General features: G+C 71.7%; 19 protein-coding genes. 7 read left to right on the top strand and 12 right to left on the bottom strand.

Annotation, left to right across the window (positions count from 1 at the left end):
• Positions 1-210 precede the first annotated feature (210 nt).
• Positions 211-1,677, bottom strand: a complete 1,467-nt coding sequence (miaB, locus tag ACQP1P_RS07825) for a tRNA (N6-isopentenyl adenosine(37)-C2)-methylthiotransferase MiaB (protein WP_433084495.1) — start codon at positions 1,675-1,677, stop codon at positions 211-213.
• Positions 1,678-1,727: 50 nt separating this feature from the next.
• Positions 1,728-2,495, bottom strand: coding sequence for a 5'/3'-nucleotidase SurE (surE, locus tag ACQP1P_RS07820; protein ID WP_433084493.1), 768 nt, complete (start codon positions 2,493-2,495; stop codon positions 1,728-1,730).
• A gap of 203 nt (positions 2,496-2,698) precedes the next feature.
• On the opposite strand from surE, the gene ACQP1P_RS07815 reads away from it, so the two are divergent.
• The 5 genes from ACQP1P_RS07815 (at position 2,699) to ACQP1P_RS07795 (ending at position 8,896) form a co-directional block, all read left to right on the top strand.
• On the top strand, positions 2,699-3,442 hold the full coding sequence (locus ACQP1P_RS07815; RefSeq protein ID WP_433084491.1) for an amino acid ABC transporter ATP-binding protein: 744 nt from the start codon (positions 2,699-2,701) through the stop codon (positions 3,440-3,442).
• Between the two features lie 110 nt (positions 3,443-3,552).
• Positions 3,553-4,518, top strand: a complete 966-nt coding sequence (locus ACQP1P_RS07810; RefSeq protein ID WP_433084489.1) for a glutamate ABC transporter substrate-binding protein — start codon at positions 3,553-3,555, stop codon at positions 4,516-4,518.
• Positions 4,519-4,600: 82 nt separating this feature from the next.
• Positions 4,601-5,257, top strand: a complete 657-nt coding sequence (locus ACQP1P_RS07805) for an amino acid ABC transporter permease (RefSeq protein WP_433084487.1) — start codon at positions 4,601-4,603, stop codon at positions 5,255-5,257.
• The gene (locus ACQP1P_RS07800) at positions 5,254-6,129 is read left to right on the top strand and encodes an amino acid ABC transporter permease (RefSeq protein ID WP_433084485.1); all 876 of its coding nucleotides are present in this window, start codon (positions 5,254-5,256) and stop codon (positions 6,127-6,129) included. The genes ACQP1P_RS07805 and ACQP1P_RS07800 overlap by 4 nt, the downstream gene beginning before the upstream one ends.
• 40 nt (positions 6,130-6,169) lie before the next feature.
• A complete protein-coding gene (locus ACQP1P_RS07795) occupies positions 6,170-8,896 on the top strand; it encodes an ABC transporter substrate-binding protein (protein ID WP_433084483.1) in 2,727 nt (908 codons plus the stop codon).
• Between the two features lie 416 nt (positions 8,897-9,312).
• On the opposite strand, the gene rny is transcribed toward ACQP1P_RS07795, so the two are convergent.
• From rny to dhaM, 8 genes are all read right to left on the bottom strand, one after another.
• Complete coding sequence (gene rny / locus ACQP1P_RS07790) at positions 9,313-11,094, bottom strand: ribonuclease Y (protein WP_433084481.1); 1,782 nt, start codon at positions 11,092-11,094, stop codon at positions 9,313-9,315.
• Positions 11,091-11,354: a hypothetical protein gene (locus tag ACQP1P_RS07785; RefSeq protein ID WP_433084479.1), complete on the bottom strand. Its 264-nt coding sequence runs from the start codon at positions 11,352-11,354 to the stop codon at positions 11,091-11,093. Before ACQP1P_RS07785 ends, rny begins: the two co-directional genes overlap by 4 nt.
• A 1,521-nt stretch (positions 11,355-12,875) precedes the next feature.
• On the bottom strand, positions 12,876-13,613 hold the full coding sequence (locus tag ACQP1P_RS07780) for a regulatory protein RecX (protein ID WP_433089900.1): 738 nt from the start codon (positions 13,611-13,613) through the stop codon (positions 12,876-12,878).
• A 1,100-nt stretch (positions 13,614-14,713) separates the two neighbouring features.
• Positions 14,714-15,763, bottom strand: a complete 1,050-nt coding sequence (gene recA, locus ACQP1P_RS07775) for a recombinase RecA (RefSeq protein WP_433084478.1) — start codon at positions 15,761-15,763, stop codon at positions 14,714-14,716.
• Between the two features lie 155 nt (positions 15,764-15,918).
• Positions 15,919-16,119, bottom strand: a complete 201-nt coding sequence (locus tag ACQP1P_RS07770) for a DUF3046 domain-containing protein (RefSeq protein WP_433084476.1) — start codon at positions 16,117-16,119, stop codon at positions 15,919-15,921.
• A 9-nt stretch (positions 16,120-16,128) separates the two neighbouring features.
• Complete coding sequence (locus ACQP1P_RS07765) at positions 16,129-17,349, bottom strand: MFS transporter (protein ID WP_433084474.1); 1,221 nt, start codon at positions 17,347-17,349, stop codon at positions 16,129-16,131.
• Complete coding sequence (locus ACQP1P_RS07760) at positions 17,339-17,593, bottom strand: HPr family phosphocarrier protein (RefSeq protein WP_350622013.1); 255 nt, start codon at positions 17,591-17,593, stop codon at positions 17,339-17,341. Before ACQP1P_RS07760 ends, ACQP1P_RS07765 begins: the two co-directional genes overlap by 11 nt.
• Entirely contained in the window at positions 17,577-17,969 is a 393-nt protein-coding gene (gene dhaM / locus ACQP1P_RS07755; protein WP_350622011.1) for a dihydroxyacetone kinase phosphoryl donor subunit DhaM, read from the bottom strand. The genes ACQP1P_RS07760 and dhaM overlap by 17 nt, the downstream gene beginning before the upstream one ends.
• A gap of 44 nt (positions 17,970-18,013) precedes the next feature.
• Here dhaM and dhaK point away from each other — a divergent pair, with 44 nt between their 5' ends.
• Positions 18,014-19,009: a dihydroxyacetone kinase subunit DhaK gene (gene dhaK / locus ACQP1P_RS07750; protein ID WP_433084471.1), complete on the top strand. Its 996-nt coding sequence runs from the start codon at positions 18,014-18,016 to the stop codon at positions 19,007-19,009.
• Positions 19,006-19,626 (top strand): dihydroxyacetone kinase subunit DhaL, encoded by a 621-nt coding sequence (dhaL, locus tag ACQP1P_RS07745; protein WP_433084469.1) that lies wholly within the window; start codon positions 19,006-19,008, stop codon positions 19,624-19,626. Before dhaK ends, dhaL begins: the two co-directional genes overlap by 4 nt.
• A gap of 43 nt (positions 19,627-19,669) precedes the next feature.
• Here the strand turns inward: dhaL and ACQP1P_RS07740 are convergent, their stop codons facing one another.
• Together ACQP1P_RS07740 and ACQP1P_RS07735 are read right to left on the bottom strand one after the other, a co-directional pair.
• On the bottom strand, positions 19,670-20,812 hold the full coding sequence (locus tag ACQP1P_RS07740) for an acyl-CoA dehydrogenase family protein (protein WP_433084467.1): 1,143 nt from the start codon (positions 20,810-20,812) through the stop codon (positions 19,670-19,672).
• A gap of 329 nt (positions 20,813-21,141) precedes the next feature.
• Entirely contained in the window at positions 21,142-21,708 is a 567-nt protein-coding gene (locus ACQP1P_RS07735) for a hypothetical protein (protein WP_433084465.1), read from the bottom strand.
• Between the last annotated feature and the right edge of the window lie 179 nt (positions 21,709-21,887).

Genomic DNA, 21,887 nt, shown 5'->3' with positions numbered 1-21,887 from the left:
GGTGGCCGGCGCCGCGCGGCCCTGACTCCGCTCGGCGCCGGGAACGCCTCAGCAGTGGGTGGCGGCCGGCTGGCGGCGGGGCGCCGATCGTCGGCATGCCCAGGGCCACGCCCGGCGTGCGCGTCACCCGGCCCGACTCCCAGGCGTCGCCGGCCCGCGTGCGGCGGTGCGAGACCAGGGGGCCGTACTCCGCTCGGCGCCGGGAACGCTTCAGCAGTGGGTGGCGGCCGGCTGCGGCGGCGGGGCGCCGATCGTCGGCATGCCCAGGGCCACGCCCGGCGTGCGCGTCACCCGGCCCGACTCCCAGGCGTCGCCGGCCCGCGTGCGGCGGTGCGAGACCAGGGGGCCGTCGGCGTTGAGGTGGTGGGGCGCCGCATAGGTCACCGTCGTGTGCACGATGTCGCCCGGCCGGATGCCGGCGGCGGGATCGGCGGCGAAGTGCACCAGCCGGCCGTCCCGGGCGCGGCCCGACAGGCGGCCGGTCGCGTTGTCCTTGCGCCCCTCGCCGACGGCGACCAGCACCTCGAGCGTCGAACCGACCAGGCGCTTGTTCTCGGCCCAGCTGATCTCCTCCAGCACGGCGATCAGCCGGTCGTAGCGCTCCTGCACCACGGCCTTCGGCACCTGCGGGTCCATCGAGGCCGCGGGGGTGCCGGGACGCTTGGAGTACTGGAAGGTGAACGCGCTGGAGTAGCGGGCCTCGCGCACCACGTCGAGCGTCCGCTCGAAGTCCGCGTCCGTCTCGCCGGGGAAGCCCACGATGATGTCGGTGGTGATGGCGGCGTCGGGCATCGCGGCGCGGACCTTCTCGATGATGCCCAGATACTTCTCGGCCCGGTAGGACCGGCGCATGGCCCGCAGCACGTCGTCCGAGCCCGACTGCAGCGGCATGTGCAGCGAGTGGCACACGTTCGGCGTCTCGGCCATGGCCGCGATCACGTCGTCGGTGAAGTCCTTCGGGTGCGGGCTGGTGAAGCGCACCCGCTCCAGGCCCTCGACCGAGCCGCACGCGCGCAGAAGCTTGCCGAACGCGTACCGGTCGCCGAACTCGACCCCGTAGGAGTTCACGTTCTGGCCGAGCAGCGTCACCTCCAGCACACCCTCGGCCGCCAGCGCCTCGACCTCGGCCAGCACGTCGCCGGGGCGGCGGTCCTTCTCGCGGCCGCGCAGCGCGGGCACGATGCAGAACGTGCACGTGTTGTTGCAGCCGACCGAGATGGAGACCCAGCCCGCGTAGGTCGACTCGCGGCGGGTCGGCAGCGTCGAGGGGAAGACCTCGAGCGACTCGAGGATCTCGACCTCGGCGGCGGCGTTGTGCCGGGCGCGCTCCAGCAGCACCGGCAGCGAGCCGATGTTGTGGGTGCCGAAGACGACGTCCACCCAGGGCGCCTTCTTCACGATGTCGCCGCGGTCCTTCTGCGCCAGGCAGCCGCCGACGGCGATCTGCATGCCGGGGTGCGCGAGCTTCGTGGGGCGCAGGTGGCCGAGGTTGCCGTAGAGCCGGTTGTCCGCGTTCTCCCGCACCGCGCACGTGTTGAACACGACGACGTCGGGCTCGCCGTCGCCGGCCGCCGGCACGTAGCCGGCCTCCTCCAGCAGCCCGGAGATGCGCTCGGAGTCGTGCGCGTTCATCTGGCAGCCGTAGGTGATCACGCGGAAGGTACGGGTCTCAGTCATGGCGAGGCAAATACTAGCGCCTGCTTCGCGACCGGGGCGGGGCTGCGGCGCTAGCCCCCGATGTGCTCACCGGCCGTATCCACGAGCCCGGGCAGCTCCACGTCCGCGGCCTCGCCGGGCGGGAAGAGCGGCGTGACGGCGGCGTACCCGTCCAGCAGCCACCCGTCGTCGCTGCCCGGCTCGGGCACCTCCCCCACCTGTTCGAGGGACATCCGCACGAACCCCTCGCCCTCGTCGCGCAGGGTCATCTGCACCATCCCGAACTCGGACAGGTGCGCCCGGCGGATGCCGCGCAGCGCCCCGGCCTCGACGTCGGGCACGTTGACGTTGAGCGCGAACACGCCGGTGAGCAGCGGCAACAGGTCGACGGCGACCTCGGCCGCGGTGTCCCAGTTGGCCTCCTCGGCGTCGGGGGCCACGTCGAGCGAGACCGCCAGCGCCGGGCAGCCGTTGGCCACGGCCGTGAGCGCGGCCCCGACGGTGCCGGAGTGCAGCACCGCGGCGCCCGTGTTGGGCCCCCGGTTGACGCCGGACAGCACGACGTCGGGTGGCGGCCCGAAGGCACCGCGCGTGGCCAGCAGGACGATGAACGCCGGCGTCGCCGAAACCGCGAAAGCCGCGGCGGTACCGTCGATGCCCCGCTCCCGCATCTGGATGCGCCCGCCCTCGTCGACCGCGAGCAGGGCCGCACTGGAGCCGGAGGACTCCTCGGCCGGCGCGGCGACCACCGTCTCGTGCCCGGCGCGCGCCACCCACCCGGCGAGCGCGAGCAGGCCGGGGCTGTCGATGCCGTCGTCATTGGTCACGAGGATGCGCATGGCATCAGCATCGCCGGGTTGCTTGCCGTGATCAAACCGGGACGACAGAAAGCGCCGGCAGGAACCCGTCGTGGACACGTACGCGCAATTCGGACGTCGTTATCGGCCCGTGACCACTGTGTCGCGGATCAAGAGCCTTTGCCCCGCTAACGTCAGTCGCACCAGACGGGAAGACAAGCGTCGCTATTCCAGTGGGGCGGGACATGACGGACGAGCCTTTGATCGTGCTCAGTGGCGTGAACAAGTGGTTCGGCGAACTGCACGTGTTGAAGGACATCAACCTGTCGATCGGGCGGGGCGAGGTCGTCGTGGTGGTCGGGCCCTCGGGCTCGGGCAAGTCGACGCTCTGCCGCGCGATCAACCGGCTCGAGCCCATCAACAACGGCGAGATCGTGTTCGACGGCACCAGCCTGCCCGCCGAGGGCAAGCCCCTCGCCCGGCTGCGCAGCGAGGTCGGCATGGTCTTCCAGTCGTTCAACCTCTTCGCGCACAAGACGATCCTCGAGAACGTGATGCTCGGCCCGGTGAAGGTCCGCAAGGAGAAGCCGGCCGTGGTCCGCGAGCGGGCGATGGGCCTGCTGCAGCGGGTCGGCATCGCCGCGCAGGCCGAGAAGTATCCGGCCCAGCTCTCCGGCGGCCAGCAGCAGCGCGCCGCGATCGCGCGCGCCCTGGCCATGCAGCCCAAGGCGATGCTGTTCGACGAGCCGACGAGCGCGCTCGACCCGGAGATGGTCGGCGAGGTGCTCGAGGTGATGACCGGCCTGGCCCGCGAGGGCATGACGATGGTCGTCGTCACCCACGAGATGGGCTTCGCCCGGCACGCGGCCAACCGCGTCGTGTTCATGGCCGACGGGCAGCTGGTCGAGGAGGCGGAGCCGGCGGACTTCTTCGCCAACCCGCGCACCGACCGGGCCAAGGACTTCCTCTCGAAGATCCTCACGCACTGACGTTCACGCACCATCTCGACGCACGAGAGACGGCGTACCACCCCCGGTGCGCCACGCGGCCGCCCGGTCCGCCGGACGGCCTGAGCTATTTGGAAGGAGCACGCAAGAACATGCGAATCACGCGCATCGCGGCCATGGCCGCCGTCGCCACGCTTTCGCTCGGCCTTGCCGCCTGCGGCAAGGAGGGCACGCCCACCCCGGAGACCCCGGCGGGCCAGTCCGGCGCGCCCGCCGCGGCGAGCGACGCCTGCACGTCGTCCGGCGCCACGCTCACGCCCGCCACGGGCGTCGACATCGCGGGCAGCCCGACCTTCGCGAAGATCAAGACGGCCGGCAAGGTCGTCGTCGGCGTCAAGTTCGACCAGCCGAACCTCGGCTACAAGGACGCCTCCGGCAAGCGCTGCGGCTTCGACATCGAGATCGCCCAGCTGATCGCGTCGAAGCTCGGCATCGACCCGGCGAAGATCGAGTACAAGGAGGTCGCGTCCGCGAACCGCGAGACGTCGATCAAGGGTGGCGAGGTCGACTACTACGTCGGCACCTACTCGATCACGGACAAGCGCAAGGCCGACGTCTCCTTCGCCGGCCCGTACTTCATCGCCGCGCAGGACCTGCTGGTGCGCAAGGACGACACGTCCATCACCGGCTCGGAGTCGCTCAAGGGCAAGAAGGTCTGCTCCGCCACCGGCTCCACGCCGATCCAGCGGGTGCGCGACCAGAAGCTCACCGAGGACAGCAACATCGTCGAGTTCAAGACCTACTCCGAGTGCGTGTCGCAGCTGATCGACAAGAAGGTCGACGCGGTCACCACCGACGACGCGATCCTCAAGGGCTACGCGGCGCAGAACCCGAGCATGCTCAAGGTCGTCGGCAAGCCGTTCACCGACCCGGCGACCGGCAAGGCGTACCCGGAGAAGTACGGCATCGGCCTGCCGCACGACGACAAGGCGCTGCGCGACTTCGTCAACGCCTCGCTGGAGGCCGCGGAGAAGGACGGCACCTGGCAGAAGATCTACGACGGCACGCTGGGCAAGTCCGGCTCGTCGGCGACGATTCCGCCGCTCGAGAAGTACTGACCCCACTGACCGGGACGCCGCCCCACTCGGGGCGGCGTTCCCGCATTGGTCCCCCCTCCGATCCATTTCCGATGGGCAGCGGATGAACGAGTTTCTACATGTCCTCACGGACAACTGGACGACCATCTGGCAGCACTTCTGGGTCACGATCCAGCTGTTCCTGATCGCCGGGGTCGCCTCGCTGGTGCTCGGCACCCTGCTGACCGCGATGCGCGTGTCGCCGGTGCCCGCCCTGCGCGGCTTCGGCACCACCTACGTGCTGCTGCTGCGCAACTGCCCGCTGACGCTGGTCTTCGCGCTGCTCGTGTTCGCGGTGCCCAAGCTGGACGTCAACATCGACTACTTCCCCAGCGCCTGCATCGCGCTCACCGCCTACACGAGCGCGTTCGTGTGCGAGGCGCTGCGCTCCGGCATCAACACGGTGCCGGTCGGGCAGGCCGAGGCCGCCCGCGCGCTGGGCATGACCTTCGGCCAGGTGCTCAGCCTCATCGTGCTGCCGCAGGCCTTCCGCACCGTGGTGCCGCCGATGGTGAGTGTCCTCAACGCCATGCTCAAGAACACGACGGTCGCGGCCGGCTTCTCCGTTGCCGAGGCGGGCGCGATCCAGGCGTACCTCTCCGAGCGCGGCGAGAACCAGATCTACACGATCCTCTGGATCATGATCGGCTTCCTGATCCTGGTCCTGCCGCTGATCGTGCTGCAGCGCCGGCTCGAGAACCGCTGGGGGGTCGCCCGATGAGCTCGAACCTTCTCTACGACCTGCCCGGCCCAAGGGCGAAGCTGCGCAACCGCCTGCTCGGCGTCGTGAGCCTCATCGGCATCGTGGCGCTGCTGGTGTACATCGTGCTGCGCTTCAACGACACCGGCCAGTTCGACTCGATCAAGTGGCAGCAGTTCGAGTACACCGCGATCCAGCAGCAGTTGCTCGACGGGTACCTGACCACGCTCAAGACCGCCGGCGCCGCGGCCGTGCTCGCGCTGCTGTTCGGTGCCCTGCTGGCGTCCGGACGGCTCAGCGACCACCGGTACTTCCGCGCCCCGACCTCGTTCATCGTCGAGCTGTTCCGGGCCATCCCGCTGCTCGTGCTCATCTTCTTCGCGTACTACGGCCCGATCCAGCTCGGCTACAAGGTCGGCCCGTTCTGGCCGCTCGTGATCGCGCTCACGGTCTACAACGGCGCGGTGCTCTCCGAGATCTTCCGGGCCGGCGTGAACGCCGTGGCGCGGGGCCAGTCGGAGGCCGCGTACGCGCTGGGCATGCGCAAGACCCAGGTGATGACGTCCATCCTCCTGCCGCAGGCGGTGCGGGCGATGCTGCCGGCCATCGTCAGCCAGGTCGTCGTGCTGCTCAAGGACACCGCGCTGGGCTTCCTCATCCAGCTGCCGGAGCTGCTGTACGTCGGCAAGTCCATCGGCGGCCGCCTGCCCTTCGGCCTGCCGTACGTGCCCAGCTACCTGATCGTCGCCGCGATCTACATCGGCACCTGCGGCCTGCTGTCCTGGTTCGCCTTCTGGCTGCAGAAGCGGCTCATCGGCGGCAAGCGGGCCAAGACGACGGCGCCGCCCGTACCACTGAGCACCGACCCGGGTTCCTCACACCCGAGCATCTGAGTTGATTGGCAAGGTTGCCTCCGGTGCGTACGCTGCGCGAGTGGCGGACACTGGCTTCCGGTTGGGCATCGACTTCGGAACCTCGACCACGGTCGGGGTCCTGCGCTGGCCGGACGGGCGCACCAAGCCCCTCCTCTTCGACGGTTCGCCCCTGCTGCCGTCGGCGGTGTACGTCAACGCCGACGGCAGCATCCTCACCGGGCGTGACGCGGTGCACTCCGCGCGGCTCCAGCCGCACCGGTTCGAGCCCTACCCGAAGCGCCGCGTCGAGGAGGGCACCGTCTGGCTCGGCGAGCGGGACGTGGCCGTGTCCGACCTCGTCACGAGCGTCCTGCGGCGGGTCGCGACCGAGGCCGAGCGGGTCGCCGGGGCCAAGCCCGCCCAGGTGATGATCACCCACCCCGCGACCTGGCCGCCGCAGCGGCGCCAGACGCTCTCCCGCGCCGCGATCGCCGCGGGGCTCCCCGAGCCGCTGCTGTCGTCGGAGCCGGTGGCGGCGGCCTCGTACTTCGTGAGCACGGTCGGCACCCACGTGCCCGTCGGCGGCATCGCGGTGGTGTACGACTTCGGCGCCGGCACCTTCGACGCGAGCGTCGTGCGCCGCAACGCGGGCGGGGGCTTCGACGTGCTCGCGAGCGAGGGCCTGCCGGACGCGGGCGGCCTCGACGTCGACGCGGCCGTGGTGGCCTACCTCGGCCGCAACTTCGCCGGCCGCGAGGGCGACCGCTGGCAGCGGCTCACCAACCCGGAGAGCGAGACCGACCGGCGCGCCGCGTGGCAGCTCTGGGAGGACGCGCGCCTGGCCAAGGAGATGCTGAGCCGGGCCGCGACCACGTACGTGCACGTGCCCCTCTTCGACGAGAGCGTCCCGATCGGCCGCGAGCAGCTCGAACAACTGGCCCGCCCGATCCTCGACCGCACCGTCACCGCCACCCAGATCGCGGTCACCGCGGCGGCGCTGGGCACCCGGCCCGTCTCCGCGGTGTTCCTGGTCGGCGGCTCGAGCCGGATCCCGCTCGCCGCGACGCTGCTGCACCGCGCGTTCGGGCTGGCCCCGACCGCGATCGAGCAGCCCGAGCTCGTCGTCGCCGAGGGCGCCCTGCACCTGGCCCCGCCGACGGGGCGGGCGGCGGTCGCGGGGGCGGCCGGGGGCGCGACCTCGCCCATCTCCGGCGCCCCGGTGCCGATCTCGGGCGGCCCGACGCCGGGCGCCGGCCCGCACGAGCTCAGCGGCGACGTGGCCGCGGCCCCGGTGTCGGCCGCGCCGGTTTCGGGGCAGCCCGTGTCGGGGCAGCCGGTGTCGGGGCAGCCGGTGTCGCCCGGGTTCAGCATGCCGTCGAACACGCCGCACCTGCCGCCGCTGATCCAGACGGGCGCGATGCCGGCTGTCGCGCCGCAGCCCGTACACCCGCAGCCGCGCCCGCCGGTGGGCTTTCCGGCGACCACGCAGCCGGTGATGCCGCAGCAGCCCGTGCGTCCGGCTCCGGTCCCGCAGCCGGTGACCGCGGTCCCGGCGAGCCCCGCTCCGGCGTGGCCGGGGGGCTATCCGCCGGTACCGCCGCCGACGAAACGACGCGGAGGGCTGATCGCGGCCGTCGGCGGTGGCACCCTCGCGCTGCTGCTGATCGTCGGCGGGATCGTGTGGGCGGCCAACCGCGACTCGGACGACCCCGACCCCGGCCCGACGAACCCGGTCGTGGCCCCGGCGGCGTCCCCGGCGTGCGGGCACAAGATCGCGTACCTGGGGATGTCCAGCGGCGACAACTCCGACGACGGCGTGATGATGCGCAACAGCGTCCGGCTCGCCATCGACGACTTCAACGCCGCGCACGCGGGCTGCAAGGTCGACTTCAAGGAGTTCGACACCACCGGGACCGACGACGGCAGCAAGACCAAGGCCCAGCAGGCCGCCGACGACCCCGAGGTGATCGGCGTCGTCGGCCCCGTCTACGACAACGAGATCCTCGCGGCCGGCCCGATCCTGGAGAAGGCCAAGCTGCCGATGATCACGCCGTTCGCGCCGGACGAGAACCTCGCCAAGCAGGGCTGGGCCACGTTCCACCGCGGCATCGGCTCCGACGCCGACCAGGCCCGCGCGGGCGCGGCGTACATCAAGAACACCCTGAAGGCCAAGAAGACCGCGATCGTGTACGACGACTCGGACTACGGCACGATCGGCCGGACCGAGGTGTCCAACGTGCTCGGCAGCGCCACGGGCGTGTCCGTCTCGATCCGCCAGGCCGACACCGACTTCGCCTCGGCGGTCAAGCAGGTCACCGACTCCAGCCCGGACGCGGTGTACTTCGCGGGCCAGTCGGCCGACGGCATCCCCTTCGTCAAGGCGCTGCGCGCGGCCAAGGCGGACCTGCCCATCGTCGGCTCGGACAAGCTGTTCACGCAGAGCTTCGTGACCAAGACCGAGGGCAAGGCCGAGGGCGTGGTCGTGACCTGCCCGTGCGTGCCGTCGAAGGACGCGGGGGCGGACTTCGCCTCGAAGTACCAGGGCACGTTCGGCGCGCAGGCCAGCTTCTACGGCCCGGAGGCGTACGACGCGGCGGCGGTCTACCTGGCCGGCTTCCTCGCGGGGAACGGCACGCGCGAGGAGATGCTGAAGTTCATGGCCACGTACAAGGCGAAGGGCGCCACGACGGGGCGCGAGATCAAGTGGGACGGCAGCGGCAACCTCGACGGGGCGGACCCGGTGATCTGGGCGTACAAGGTCAAGAAGGACTTCATCGTGGGGGATTCCGCGATCGCTCCGCTGTGACGGCTTGCTTGGTTCAGAAAAGTCCGGACACTTCGTGATCCGGACTTTTCTCCTTTATCATCATTTTTCCGGGCGGCGGGGCCTGAGCTGCGCAGACGCCCGCTCGGGGCCGCGCCGCGCGACGTCGTACGTGTGCGCCATCGTCGCGGCACACAGGTCGTGCCGAACCGCGAGCTGCGCAGACGCCCGCTCGGCGCCGCGCCGCGCGACATCATACGTGTGCGCCATCGTCGCGGCGCACGGATTGCCGAAGCGCGAGCTGTGCGAATCGGCCGCGGTCGACGCGGCAGCGGGCCGGGAGCCTTACGAGACCGCCGCCGCACGGCGCCGCGGTCGTGCGCGATCACAAGAGCGAGCGCCCGCGACCGAAGCCGTCGCGGCGACGGCGGACGCGGCCCGCGAGCCGGCGGCCGGGCTCAGCGGGCGATCTCGGTGACCCGGGACTCCCGCACGACCGTCACGCGGATCTGACCCGGGTAGGTCAGCTCCTCCTCGATCTGCTTGGCCACGTCGCGGGCCAGCACCGCCGCCCCGATGTCATCGACGTCGTCGGGCCGGACCATGACCCGGATCTCGCGCCCGGCCTGCATCGCGAAGACCTTCTCGACGCCCGACTTGCCGCCGGCGATCTCTTCGATGCGTTCGAGGCGCTTGACGTACGCCTCGAGGCTCTCCCGCCGCGCCCCCGGGCGCCCCCCGGAGCACGCGTCCGAGGCCTGGGTGAGCACCGCCTCGATGGTCTGCGGCAGCACCTCGTTGTGGTGCGCCTCGATCGCGTGGACGACGTCCTCGTGCTCGCCGTACTTGCGGGCGACGTCCGCCCCGATCAGCGCGTGGCTGCCCTCCACCTCGTGGGTGAGCGCCTTGCCGATGTCGTGCAGGAACGCGCACCGCTTGATGAGCGGCGGGTCCAAGCGCAGCTCGGCGGCCATGATCCCGGCGATGTGCGCGGTCTCGACGAGGTGCTTGAGGACGTTCTGGCCATACGACGTGCGGTACCGCAGCCGCCCCAGCAGCGTCATGAGCTCCGGGTGCAGGTCGGTGATGCCCACCTCGACCAGCGCGTCCTCGGCGGCGCGCTGGCACAGCCGCTCCACCTCGTGCTTGGCCTGGTCGAAGACCTCCTCGATGCGGTGCGGGTGGATCCGCCCGTCGAGCACCAGCTTCTCGAGCGTGAGCCGTCCGATTTCCCGCCGTACCGGATCGAAGCACGACAGCAGCACGGCCTCCGGCGTGTCGTCGATGATCAGGTTCACCCCGGTCGTCGACTCGAACGCGCGGATGTTGCGCCCCTCGCGGCCGATGATCCGGCCCTTCATCTCGTCGCTGGGCAGGTGCAGCACGCTGACCACGCTCTCGGCGGTCTGCTCGCTGGCGACCCGCTGGATCGCGTCGACGACGATGTGCCGGGCCCGCTGCTCGGCCGTGTTGCGGGCGTCGTTCTCGATGTCCCGCACGAGCAGCGCCGCCTCGCGCTTGGCCTGCGCCTCGATCGTCTCGACGACCTCGACGCGGGCCGCGTCGGCGGTCAGCCCGGCGATACGCTCCAGCTCCTCCCGGTGCCGCTCCTCGCCCTCGGCGAGCTCGGCCTCCCTCCGGGCGAAGGACGCTTCGCGTTCCAGCAGATCCGCTTCGGTACCACTGATGCGCCGATCCCGCTCCGCCAGCCGCTCGGCCTCCTCGGCCAGCAGCCGCTCCCGCTCGTCGAGGCGGCGCTGCCGGCGCTCGGCGTCCTGCGACTGCTCCTTGGCGACCGCGGTGAGCTGGTTGACCTCGCGCTCCCCGGCCCGCCGGGCGGCCGCCCGGGCCTGCTCGGCGTCGATCTCGGCCTGCCGGTGCGAGCGTTCGAGCAGCGAGTCGGCCTCGGCCCGGGCCGCGTCGAGAATCCGCCGCGCCTCCGAGCGGGCCGCGCTGGCCTCCGCCTTCGCGGCCGCGGCCTCGGTGCGCGCCGCGGCCGCCGCCGCCCGCGCCTCGTCGACGGCCGCGGTGGCGTCCTCGGCCGCCGTACGCAACGACGCGAGCGAGTGCTCCTGCCGATCCTTCTCGGCCAGGAACGCGGGGTCGTCCCCGGCGGGTGCGGCCGCGGGGACGGTGCCCCCGAGCCGGCGTACCACCTTCAGCGCCACCACGAGCACCGCCACGACAACGACCACGAGGACGGTGAGCGCCACCGTCAACGCGATCTGCACCCCGGTCACGCCGCCACCTGCCGCACAGCCACCGCGTCATCCGACATCCCGGGCCGCTCCCGCACGGTCCGGTCGACTCGGTCCCGCACAGCTCGGTCAACCCGCACCCGCACGGCCTGGTCGAGCCGCTCGGTCCGGTCTGGCCGCACAGCCCTGTCGAGCCGCTCGGCCCTGTCTAGCCGTTCGCGCACAGTCTGGTCGAGCCGCCCGGTCTGGTCGAGCCGCTCGGTCTGGTCGAGCCCCACGGTCTGGTCGAGCCGCTCGCGCACGGTCCGGTCGAGGGTCGGTCGCGAGCCGCAGCCGGGCCATGGCACGGCTCCTGCCCGGTTCGCACCTGACGCTCTGTTCACGCCCACCGCCCTGTCCGCACGGGCGGTCCCGCCCCCCGTAGCAACCCTACTTGGGCCGGCCGCCCGGGTTCGCCGCTCGAGGCCGATGTGCGCGGTTCGCCCACGGACATCACCATCCCCGACGGCCGGATGCGCCGCTCGCACGACGTCGAGTCTCCGGCCCTCCGCGCGCGGCACGCGCTTCGCGCCTCGGGTTCGGTCGCCCTCGTCGCTGCCGGCATCGGCTGCCGTAGCCGATCGCGCGCCGTGGCGGGCCTGCCCCTTGCCTCGAATGCCGTCGCCGTCGGCGGCCGTGCCCGATCGCGCGCCGTCGAGGGCTCGCCCCGCGCGCTGGGCTCCGTCGCCGCGCTGGGTTCCGTCGCCGCGCTGGGCTCTGTCACCGCGCTGGGTTCCGTCGCCGCGCTGGGCTCTGTCACCGCGCTGGGCTCTGTCACCGCGCTGGGCTCTGTCACCGCGCTGGGCTCTGTCACCGCGCTGGGCTCCGTCGCCGCGCTGGGTTCTGTCGCTCTCGTCGCCATCGGCATCGGCGGCCGTGGCCGATCGCGCGCCGTCGCGGGCTCGTCCCGCGCAGGCTCCCGGGGCCGTCAGGCCGCCGGTGCTTTCGGGGTCGCAGAGGATGACATGGGCGCGCTCCGTCACGACGTCACCTCGCTCCGCTCGGCGCCGCGCATCTTGCGACGGCGGGGGTTATGGAGGAGACGCCCGACCACTTCGCATCAAGGTATATCGATATCGAGGCCTAGGGGGCCCCGTTGCTGGGTCGCCGCTAGCGCCAACACCTCCCGCAAGGCGTGGCGCTCATTTCCGCTATGGATCAAGTAAGTGATGCTGATCTGTGACGCGATCTATGTTGTGCGGTAAACCCGCGGTGGTTGGGCGGTCTCCATCTGGTAACGCCGAGGCTAGGTCGTGAAGGGCGCTTCGGTCAAGGACTCATGATCGGGCACCATACGGGATGTAAGTCCGTCAAGTACCGTCGCCAGCCGAAACACCCCAGCGGCCACGTTTTGCGCGGACCTTTCCGGCATGTCGGTCGCTGAGTAGGTGAAAACCTCCACAGCACGTGACTGGTCGGAACCGGAGCGCGCACAAGCCTCCCCTCGGCGCTGCAACCATTCCACCACAGACGGTGTGCGCCACCAACTCCAGCATCGATGCCCATCACCTCCGGCCCGCCCGACGGTCACTGAGCGTGAAGCGCGTACGAGGCAGCACCGATGGCGTCGCCTCACCGATCGACAGGCGGCTGAAGGCCACCGAGCGCAGGTTTAAAGACGGCATCGGCGAGCCCGTCGGCGTCGGTGACGGCGGAGAGCTACTGAGCGGTCCCGGGTCCGAGGCGGCATCGGCGAGCCCGTCGGCGTCGATGACGGCGGAGAGCTGCCGATGACGGCGGAAAGCAGGCGATGACGGCAGAAAGCAGTCGATGGCGGCGGAGAGCTACTGAGCGTCCGGGTCCAGGGCGGTATCGGCGAGCGCGTCGGCGTCGATGGAGTCCGCGAACTCGGCGGCGTCCTCGCGTTCGGCCATGGCTTCCTTGACGAGGCGGATGGCGAGGCCCGGCGGGTACCCCTTGCGGCCCAGCATCCCGACCAGCCGCCGGAACACGGCCTCCGGCGTGGCGCGGGTCTCGCTCCGCAGGCGCCGCACGACGAGCGCCTTCGCGGTCTCCGCCTCCATGTCCGGGGTCAGCTCCTCCAGCGCCTCCCCCATCTCGTCGGCGGAGACGCCCTTGCGCCGCAGCTCGCCGGCGAGGGCCCGCCGCGAGAGCCCCTTGCCGTGGTGGCGGCTGCTCACCCACGCGCGCGCGAACGCGGCGTCGTCGATGATGCCGACCTCGTCGTACCGGTCGAGAATCTCCGCCGCGATCTCATCCTCGACGCCGCGCTTGCGCATTGCGGTCGCGAGCTCGGCCCTGGTCCGCGGCCGCACGGCGAGCTGCCGCAGGCAGATCTCCCGGGCCGCCTCCCGCGGGTCCATCGGCTTCGGCGGCGGAGCACCACGATCCCGCCCGCCACGCCCGCGCCTCCCCCGCCGCCCATCGGCCCCGGCACGCTCGTCGGCCTCGGCACGCCCATAAGACCCAGCACGCCCATCAGACCCAGCACGCCCATCAGACCCAGCACGCCCATCCGATCCGACACGCCCATCAGCGCCTTCGGCCGGCGTATCGGGAATTTCGGAAATGTCCGAAGCGGGAGAACTCCACGGCAACGACCGCGAAGCCCGCCGCCCACCGGAGGAGGCGTCGAAAGCCGACCCAGCCCGCCACCCACCGGGAGTCGTATCAGCATCCGCCCGGGACTCGCCCCACCCCCCAGGAGCCGAATCAGCACCCGCCCGCGAAGCCCGGCGCTCAGCCGAGGAGACGCCGGAAGCCGAGGAGACGCCGGAAGCCGAGGAGACGCCGGAAGCCGAGGAGGCGTCGGAAGCCGAGGAGGCGTCGGAAGCCGAACCGGGATCAGCCCGCGAAGCCCGGCGCTCAGCCGAGGACGAGCCGGAAGCCGAGCCAGCAGATCCAGAACCCCGCCGCGAGCCGGCATCCCCGCGCGACGACGACCTCGAAGCACGGCGCCCACCCGAGAACGAGCCGGAGGGCGAGTCGGCATCAGCCCAAGGCAGCGACTTCGAGGCCCAGCGCCCACCCGAGGATGAGTCGGGATCGACCCAAGGCAGCGACTTCGAGCCCGAGGCCGGCGCGGAAGGCGGAAGGCTGGGCGGCGCCGAGCCAGGATCGGCCCACGGATTGCCCGGCCCCGGCTCGAACACGGGACGAGCCGAATCCGCCGCCGCGGAGTCACCGGCCGCCGCCCAGGGATTCCCGGGCTCAAGCCCCCAGGCCGGCCGCGAATCCTCATCCGCCGAAGCCGAACCACCGGCAGGAGCAGGAGCGGGAGCGGGAGCCGCGGCAGGAGGCAACGCAGCAGCGGCGGCGGCGGGCGAGCCGGAAGAGGAAGAGGCCGTCGTCCAAGGATTCGAGCCGCCGGGATCAGTCCACGGCGCCACCGGAGGCGCGGCCCGATCGGAGCGGCGACCCGCCCGCGGCTCCCCCGACCCCTCGGCCGCGAGCCAAGGGTTCTCGTCGTCCTCGCCGGACAAGCCCTACCTCCACGCACCAACACCAACACGAGCAAGAGACCCGGTGCCGCCCCGAGCGGCTTGGCCCACTGGACCGGCACCGGGGGTCTCAAGCAACGCCGCCGCACGGGCGACGAGAGCCAACAGACGCGACGAGAGCGAACGCCGTCAGGGACGGCGACCAAGCGACGCCGGCGGGATCAGAAGTCGACCGGAGCCGCCTCCGGGCCGCCGGCCGCGTCCGTGGACTGCCCGACGCCGACCCCGAGCTTCTCCTTGATCTTCTTCTCGATCTCGGCGGCGACGTCGGGGTTGTCGCGCAGAAACTTGCGCGAGTTCTCCTTGCCCTGGCCGAGCTGGTCGCCGTCGTAGGTGTACCAGGCGCCGGACTTGCGGATGATCGCCTGCTCGACGCCCACGTCGATGAGCGAGCCCTCGCGCGAGATGCCCTTGCCGTACATGATGTCGAACTCGGCCTGCTTGAACGGCGAGGCCACCTTGTTCTTGACCACCTTGACGCGCGTGCGGTTGCCCACGACGTCGGTGCCGTCCTTGAGGCTCTCGATGCGCCGCACGTCGAGGCGCACCGAGGCGTAGAACTTCAGCGCGCGGCCACCGGTCGTGGTCTCCGGGCTGCCGAACATGACGCCGATCTTCTCGCGGAGCTGGTTGATGAAGATCGCCGTGGTGCCGGAGTTGTTGAGGGCGCCGGTGATCTTGCGCAGCGCCTGGCTCATGAGGCGGGCCTGGAGGCCGACGTGGCTGTCGCCCATCTCGCCCTCGATCTCGGCGCGCGGCACGAGAGCGGCGACGGAGTCGATGACGATGATGTCGAGGGCGCCGGAGCGCACCAGCATGTCGACGATCTCGAGCGCCTGCTCACCGGTGTCCGGCTGGGACACGAGCAGCGCGTCGGTGTCGACGCCGAGGGCCTTGGCGTAGTCGGGGTCGAGCGCGTGCTCGGCGTCGATGAACGCCGCGATGCCGCCCTGGGCCTGCGCGTTGGCGATCGCGTGCAGCGCCACGGTGGTCTTACCGCTGGACTCCGGGCCGAAGACCTCGATCACGCGGCCGCGCGGCAGGCCCCCGATGCCCAGCGCCACGTCCAGGGCGATGGAGCCGGTCGGGATGATGGCCTGCGGCTGCTGGACGCGCTCACCGAGCCGCATCACGGAGCCCTTGCCGAACTGCTTGTCGATCTGCGAGAGGGCGAGTCCCAGCGCCTTCTCCCGGTCAGGTTGCACTGCCATGTCCGTCACCCCTGGGTTCGCGGTCTTCGTCGGCGTTCGCTTGGTCACGCTGACACGTTAAGCGCCGGGTATGACAAAAAATTCGAAGCGACGCCCAACGAGCGAGAAGAGTACCCGTACATCTGTACGATTAGCACGCCGACACGCCGAAAACATCAGCGTAGACGTGCGGGAACACGCTCCGGATATGCGGCGACTACAGCGCGCCACACTTCCGCGGTATCGAACTGGCCCGCGAGGGCCTCCTCGATGGTCAGGCCGCCGAGCTGGGACAACACCTGGTCGTGGGCGATGCTCCGGGCGTATGCGGGCCCGAAGACCTCCTCGAGCCGCTGCCAAAAATCTGTCAGACGCACGGGGTCAACCTAACGGAGTACACGGGCAATCAACGGAATCACGGTCACGCCGGCGAGGAGCGCCAGCACGGGGTACCCGAAGAAATCAACGACCAACCCGGACAACGCGCCCGCGGAGGCCCCAGCGACCCCCATGATCACGTCGGAGAGCCCCTGGACGCCCGCCCGCTGCCCGGTCGGCACCGACTCCGACAGCAGCGTCGATCCGGCCACCATGGTGGCGCTCCAGCCGATCCCGAGCAGCGCCAGCCCGATGGAGAGCCGGACCGTGTCGGTGCCCGCCGTGCCGGCGAACGCGCAGGCCGCGACCAGCAGCCCGACCCCGCCGAGGATCACCGGGCGGCGCCCGAAGCGGTCGGCGAGCAGGCCCACGACGGGCGAGAGCGCGTACATCCCGGTGATGTGCACGCTGATCACGAGGCCGACGACGCGCAGCAGGTCGCCGTGGTCGTGGACGTACTCCCCGATGTGCACCGGCGTCATCGACATCACGCCGACCATCACCGCGTGCCCGACCGCCACGGCGGCGACCCCGGTCCGGGCGCCGGCGCTGTCGCGGATGGTGCGGGCGGCCTGGCGCCAGACGGCTCGCTCGCCCGGCCGGGTGCCCCCGGCGGTGAGCAGCGGGTCGGGGCGCAGGGACACGAAGATCACGATCCCGGTGAGCGCGAAGGCGAGCACGCTGAAGAGGTACGGCCCGCCGTACTCCGGAACGCCCCAGCGCCCGAGCAGCCGATCGGTCAGCGGCGCCAGGTTGGGCCCCGCGACCGCCCCGACCGTCGCGGCCCAGACGACGACGGACAGGTGGCGGGCCCGCCGATCCGGCGCCGCGAGGTCGACGGCGGCGTAGCGGGACTGCAGGTTCGCCGCGCTGGAGCCGCCGAACAGCAGGGTGCCGAGGAACAGCAGCGGTACGGAGGCCGCCCACACCGCCACGACGACCAGCAGCGCGCCGATGGAGCCGAGGGAGTACGCGAACACCAGCCCCGGCCGCCGCCCGCCGGTGCGCATCAGGCGGGTCGCCGGGATCGCGATCGCCGCCGCGCCCACGACCGCGCAGCTGCCGGCGAGGCCCGCGGCCCACGGCCCGGCGAGCGAGGAGGCCAGCAGCGCCCCGACGGACACGCCGCTGGCGACGCCGAGCCCGCCCACGATCTGCGCCCCGACGAGCAGCCCGAGCGTCCGGCGCTGCACCGACGCGACGTCGACGGGGGCCGATTCAGTGAGCAAGCACCGACACTATCGCGTCCGCGGCCTCGGCGGCGTCCTCGCCGGCGGCGCGCACCAGCACCGTGGAGCCCGCCGTCGCGTTGAGCCCCATCACGGCGAGCACGCTGCGGGCGTTCGCCGACTTCTCGCCGAAGATCACCTCGACGGTACTGCGGAATCTCGCCGCCGCCCGCACCAGCGCCCCCGCGGGCCGGGCGTGCAGATCCTCGGGCAGCACCACCGAGCGCTCAGAGCTTGCGGACATCGCGGGCCTCCACCGCCGCCTCGGTGACCGCGTCGAGCGCGGCCCCGGTGCCGGCCAGCACCGCCGCCGCGACCGCGCCCTCGACGAACGGCGCGTCGACGAGCACGGCGTCGTTGGCGACCCGGTCCTCGAGGACCGTACGCGCGGTGAGCACGGCGCTGCCCAGATCGGTGAGCACGAGCACCCCGGCGCCGCGGTCGGCCCGGTCGATGGCCACGAGGATGCGGTCGTAGCTGGTGCCGAGCCCCCCGTCGTCGGTCCCGCCCGCGGCCTCGATCGGCACCTCCTCGCCCGCGACCTGGACGAGCATGTCCCGCAGGCCGTGGGCCAGCCGCTCGCTGTGCGACACCAACACGATCCCCACCAGTTGCGCCATACCAGGCATGCTAGATCCACCGAAATACAAGGCATGCTATGAGCATGAAAAAGTTCATCAACGACCCGGCCGACGTCGTCCGGGAGGCGCTCGCCGGGGTCGCCGCCGCCCATCCCGAGCTGCGGGTGGACCTCGAGGAGCAGTACGTCGCGCGGGCGGAGCCGCCACGACCGGGCAAGGTCGGCCTGGTCTCCGGCGGCGGATCCGGCCACGAGCCGCTGCACGCCGGCTTCGTCGGGCTCGGGATGCTCGACGCCGCCTGCCCGGGCGAGGTGTTCACCTCCCCCGTCCCGGACCAGATCCTCGCCGCCACCAAGGCCGCCGACACCGGCGCCGGGGTGGTGCACGTGGTCAAGAACTACACGGGCGACGTGATGAACTTCCAGATGGCCGCCGAGCTCGCCGACGAGGAAGGCCTGCGGGTCGCCACCGTGCTCGTCGACGACGACGTGGCGGTCGAGGACTCGACCTGGACCGCCGGGCGGCGCGGCACCGGGGCGACCCTGCTGATCGAGAAGATCGCCGGGGCGCTCGCCGAGGAGGGCGCGGACCTCGAGGCCGTCGCCGCGATCGGTCGCACCGTCAACGAGCGGTCGGCGTCGTTCGCCGTCGCGCTCGCCGCCGGTACGACTCCCGCTTCCGGAAAGCCCGGATTCGAGCTCGCCGCGGACGAGATCGAGGTGGGCGTCGGCATCCACGGCGAGCCCGGCCGCAGCCGCGAACGGATGCGCCCGGCCCGGGAGCTGGCCGCGCTGCTCGTCGACGCGGTGCTCACCGCGAAACCGGTCGGATCCGAGCCCCTCATCCTGCTCGTGAACGGGCTGGGCGGCACGCCGCTGATGGAGTTGTACCTCATGTTCGGCGAGATCCGCCGCCTGCTCGACGAGTCCGGGGCGACCGTCGCGCGCTCCCTGGTCGGCAGCTACGTCACCAGCCTCGACATGGCCGGCCTCTCCCTGACCGTGTGCCGCGCCGACGACGAGCTGCTGCGCCTGTGGGACGCGCCCGTGCGCACGCCCGCGCTGCGCTGGGGGGTGTGAGCGTGGACGAGGCCCTGGCCCGGGAGTGGATCGCCGCCGTCGCCGAGTCCGTGCGCGCGGAGGCGCAGCACCTCACCGACCTCGACACCGCGATCGGCGACGGCGACCACGGCGTGAACCTGCGCCGCGGCTTCGACGCCGTGACCACCGCGCTCGGCGGCCTGGAGCCCGCCTCCGCCGGCGACGTGCTCGGCAAGACCGGCACCACGCTGCTGTCGAAGGTGGGCGGCGCGTCCGGGCCGCTCTACGGCACCGTGTTCCGCGCCCTGGGCAAGACGCTGCGCCAGGGCGGGACGTTCGCCGAGGGGCTGCAGGCGGCGCTGGACGGCGTGCGGCAACTGGGCAAGGCGGAGGTCGGCGACAAGACCATGGTCGACGCGCTGTCCCCCGCCGTGGCCGCCTACGCTTCGACGGAAGCCGATGAGACCGATGCCGCTCGAGCCGCCGCTGCAGCGGCAAAAGCAGGAGCAGCTTCGACGGTACCGCTGACAGCCCGCAAAGGCCGCGCCTCCTACCTGGGCGAACGCAGCGCCGGGCACCTCGACCCCGGCGCCGCGTCGACAGCGCTGATCTTCGAGGCCCTGGCCCGGGTCACAGCCCGAGCGAACGACCGATGATCTCCGGCGTCGACGGCGCTGATCTTCGAGGCCCTCGCCCGGGTCACAGCCCGAGCGAACGACCGATGATCTCCTTCATGATCTCGGTGGTGCCGCCGTAGATGGTCTGGACCCGGCTGTTGAGCCACGCCTTGGCGACCGGGTACTCCATCATGAAGCCGTACCCGCCGTGCAGCTGCACGCACCGGTCCGCGACCTTGTTCTGCAGCTCCGTCGTCCACCACTTCGCCTTGGCCGCGTCGGCGACGCTGAGCCGGCCCGCGTTCTGCTCCAGGATGCAGTGGTTGAGGAACGTCCGCGCGATGGTCACCTCGGTGTCGAGCTCGGCGAGCAGGAACCGGTTGTGCTGGAACTTGCCGATGGGCCGCCCGAAGGCCTCGCGGCCGCGGGCGTACTCCAGCGTCATCGCGAGCACCGACTCCGCCGCCGCGACCGCCGCCACCGCGATGCCGAGCCGCTCACGGGGCAGGTTCGCCATCAGGTGGTAGAAGCCGGAGTCCTCCTGGCCGATCAGGTTCTCGGCGGGGATGCGGCAGTCGTCGAAGAACAGCTCGGCCGTGTCGTTCGCCTTGAGCCCGACCTTCTCCAGCCGGCGCCCGCGCGTGAACCCGGGCGTGCCCGTCTCCACCGCGAACAGGCTGATGCCGTGCGCGCCCTTGGACGCGTCGGTCTTGGCCACGACCACGACCAGGTCGGCCATCTCGCCGTTGGTGATGAACGTCTTCTGCCCGTTGAGCACCCAGGAGTCGCCGTCGCGCACCGCGTTCGTACGGATGCCGGCCAGGTCGCTGCCCGCGCCCGGCTCGCTCATCGCGATCGCGGTGACGATGTCGCCGGAGCAGAACCCGGGCAGCCAGCGCTTCTTCTGCTCGACGGTGGTGAGATCGGTCAGGTACGGCGCCACGACGTCGTTGTGCAGCCCGAACCCGAGCCCCGACGCACCCGCCGCGATGATCTCCTCGACGAGGACCGCGTTGAACCGGAAGTCCCGCTGCCCGCCGCCGCCGTACTCCTCGTCGACGTCCATGCCGAGCAGCCCCGCCGCGCCGGCCTTGCGCCAGATCTCCCGGTCGACGATGCCGGCCTTGTCCCACTCGTCGTTGTGCGGCACGGCCTCGCGGGCGAGGAACTCCCGGCAGAGGTCCCGGAACGCGTGGTGCTCGGCCTCGTACAGGTGCTGCTCCATGGGCGCAAGTGTGCGACGCGAGACCGTGTCTCGCCTAGCCGCGTTCTCCCGGCTTCGCACCTTCCCGGCTTCGCACCTTCCCGGCTTCGCACCTCGCGCTCCGGCGCTCGGGCGCTCAGCCTGGTGGCGCTGGGCGGGTCCGGGGCCGTCAAGCCGCCTTCCGCGGCCTGTTGCCTCTCGCGCCTTGTTGCTTCTCGCCTGTGCGTCTCTCCCGCCTGTGCCCCTTCCCGCCTGTGCCCCCTTCCCGCCTGTGCCTCCCGCGCTGGTGCCTCTCGCGCCTGTGCCTCTCGCGCTGGTGGCTCTCGCGCTGGTGCCTCTCGCGCCTTCGCCTAGAGTCCGAGCATGCCGTAGAGGTGGTCGGGCAACGGCTGCGCGTCCTTGGGCTCCACGGCGTTCACGGCCGTGCCGAAGTCCGAGTAGGTCGCCGTAACCGGGTTGTCCGGGATGCGCACCGTGACCGAGACCAGCCGCTCCTGCTCGTCCACGCCCGCCTCGAACGGCACCGCCCGGGCCGCGTCCCCGAGCTGCATGACCTGCCCGACATTGACCGGCCCCCACGCGACGATCCGGGTCATGTCGACGGTGCCGGAGTACGTGCGCCCATCTCGCCGGACATCGTGCGAGGCCGCGATGAGCGCCTGCACCCCGGTCGGGTCCTTGGTGGCGCTGAGCCCGAGCGCCCCCGGCTTCGTGACCCGGGCCGAATCGATCCTGTACCAGGCCTTCCCGTCGAACCCCGGCAGCGGCAACCCGGTGAGCCGCGTGTACGCGCTCCCGCGCACCTCAACGGTGTCGATCGTGAGCGAGGCCCCGCTGGAACTGACGGAGACCGAGGCGTCGAGCAGATCCGCGAGCGGATCGATCCCGCCGGTGTAGCTGCCCTCCTTGGCAACCACCTTGAACCGGTAACTGCTGAACCCGAGATGCCAGACGCCGGCCGCCAACCCACTGGGCGACGGCTTGACACTGTCCGTAGGCGCCGGCCGAACCCCGTTGTGCGTGCAGCCCACGAGCCCCACCACGACGAGCAGAGCCGCGGCCACCGCCCTCCCGCACCGAGCGCTCCACACCGAGA

The organism is Dactylosporangium sp. CA-052675, from assembly GCF_050947935.1.
Classification (GTDB): domain Bacteria; phylum Actinomycetota; class Actinomycetes; order Mycobacteriales; family Micromonosporaceae; genus Dactylosporangium.
The sequence above is the reverse complement of the archived record's forward strand: the minus strand, read 5'-3'. Positions and strand labels throughout refer to the sequence as shown.

Excerpts from the sequence above, each read along its gene's own strand:
- miaB (WP_433084495.1), bottom strand. The coding sequence starts at position 1,677 with ATGACTGAGACCCGTACCTTCCGCGTGATCACCTACGGCTGCCAGATG.
- surE (WP_433084493.1), bottom strand. The coding sequence starts at position 2,495 with ATGCGCATCCTCGTGACCAATGACGACGGCATCGACAGCCCCGGCCTG.
- ACQP1P_RS07815 (WP_433084491.1), top strand. The coding sequence starts at position 2,699 with ATGACGGACGAGCCTTTGATCGTGCTCAGTGGCGTGAACAAGTGGTTC.
- ACQP1P_RS07810 (WP_433084489.1), top strand. The coding sequence starts at position 3,553 with ATGCGAATCACGCGCATCGCGGCCATGGCCGCCGTCGCCACGCTTTCG.
- ACQP1P_RS07805 (WP_433084487.1), top strand. The coding sequence starts at position 4,601 with ATGAACGAGTTTCTACATGTCCTCACGGACAACTGGACGACCATCTGG.
- ACQP1P_RS07800 (WP_433084485.1), top strand. The coding sequence starts at position 5,254 with ATGAGCTCGAACCTTCTCTACGACCTGCCCGGCCCAAGGGCGAAGCTG.
- recA (WP_433084478.1), bottom strand. The coding sequence starts at position 15,763 with ATGGCAGTGCAACCTGACCGGGAGAAGGCGCTGGGACTCGCCCTCTCG.
- ACQP1P_RS07760 (WP_350622013.1), bottom strand. The coding sequence starts at position 17,593 with ATGTCCGCAAGCTCTGAGCGCTCGGTGGTGCTGCCCGAGGATCTGCAC.
- dhaM (WP_350622011.1), bottom strand. The coding sequence starts at position 17,969 with ATGGCGCAACTGGTGGGGATCGTGTTGGTGTCGCACAGCGAGCGGCTG.
- dhaK (WP_433084471.1), top strand. The coding sequence starts at position 18,014 with ATGAAAAAGTTCATCAACGACCCGGCCGACGTCGTCCGGGAGGCGCTC.
- ACQP1P_RS07740 (WP_433084467.1), bottom strand. The coding sequence starts at position 20,812 with ATGGAGCAGCACCTGTACGAGGCCGAGCACCACGCGTTCCGGGACCTC.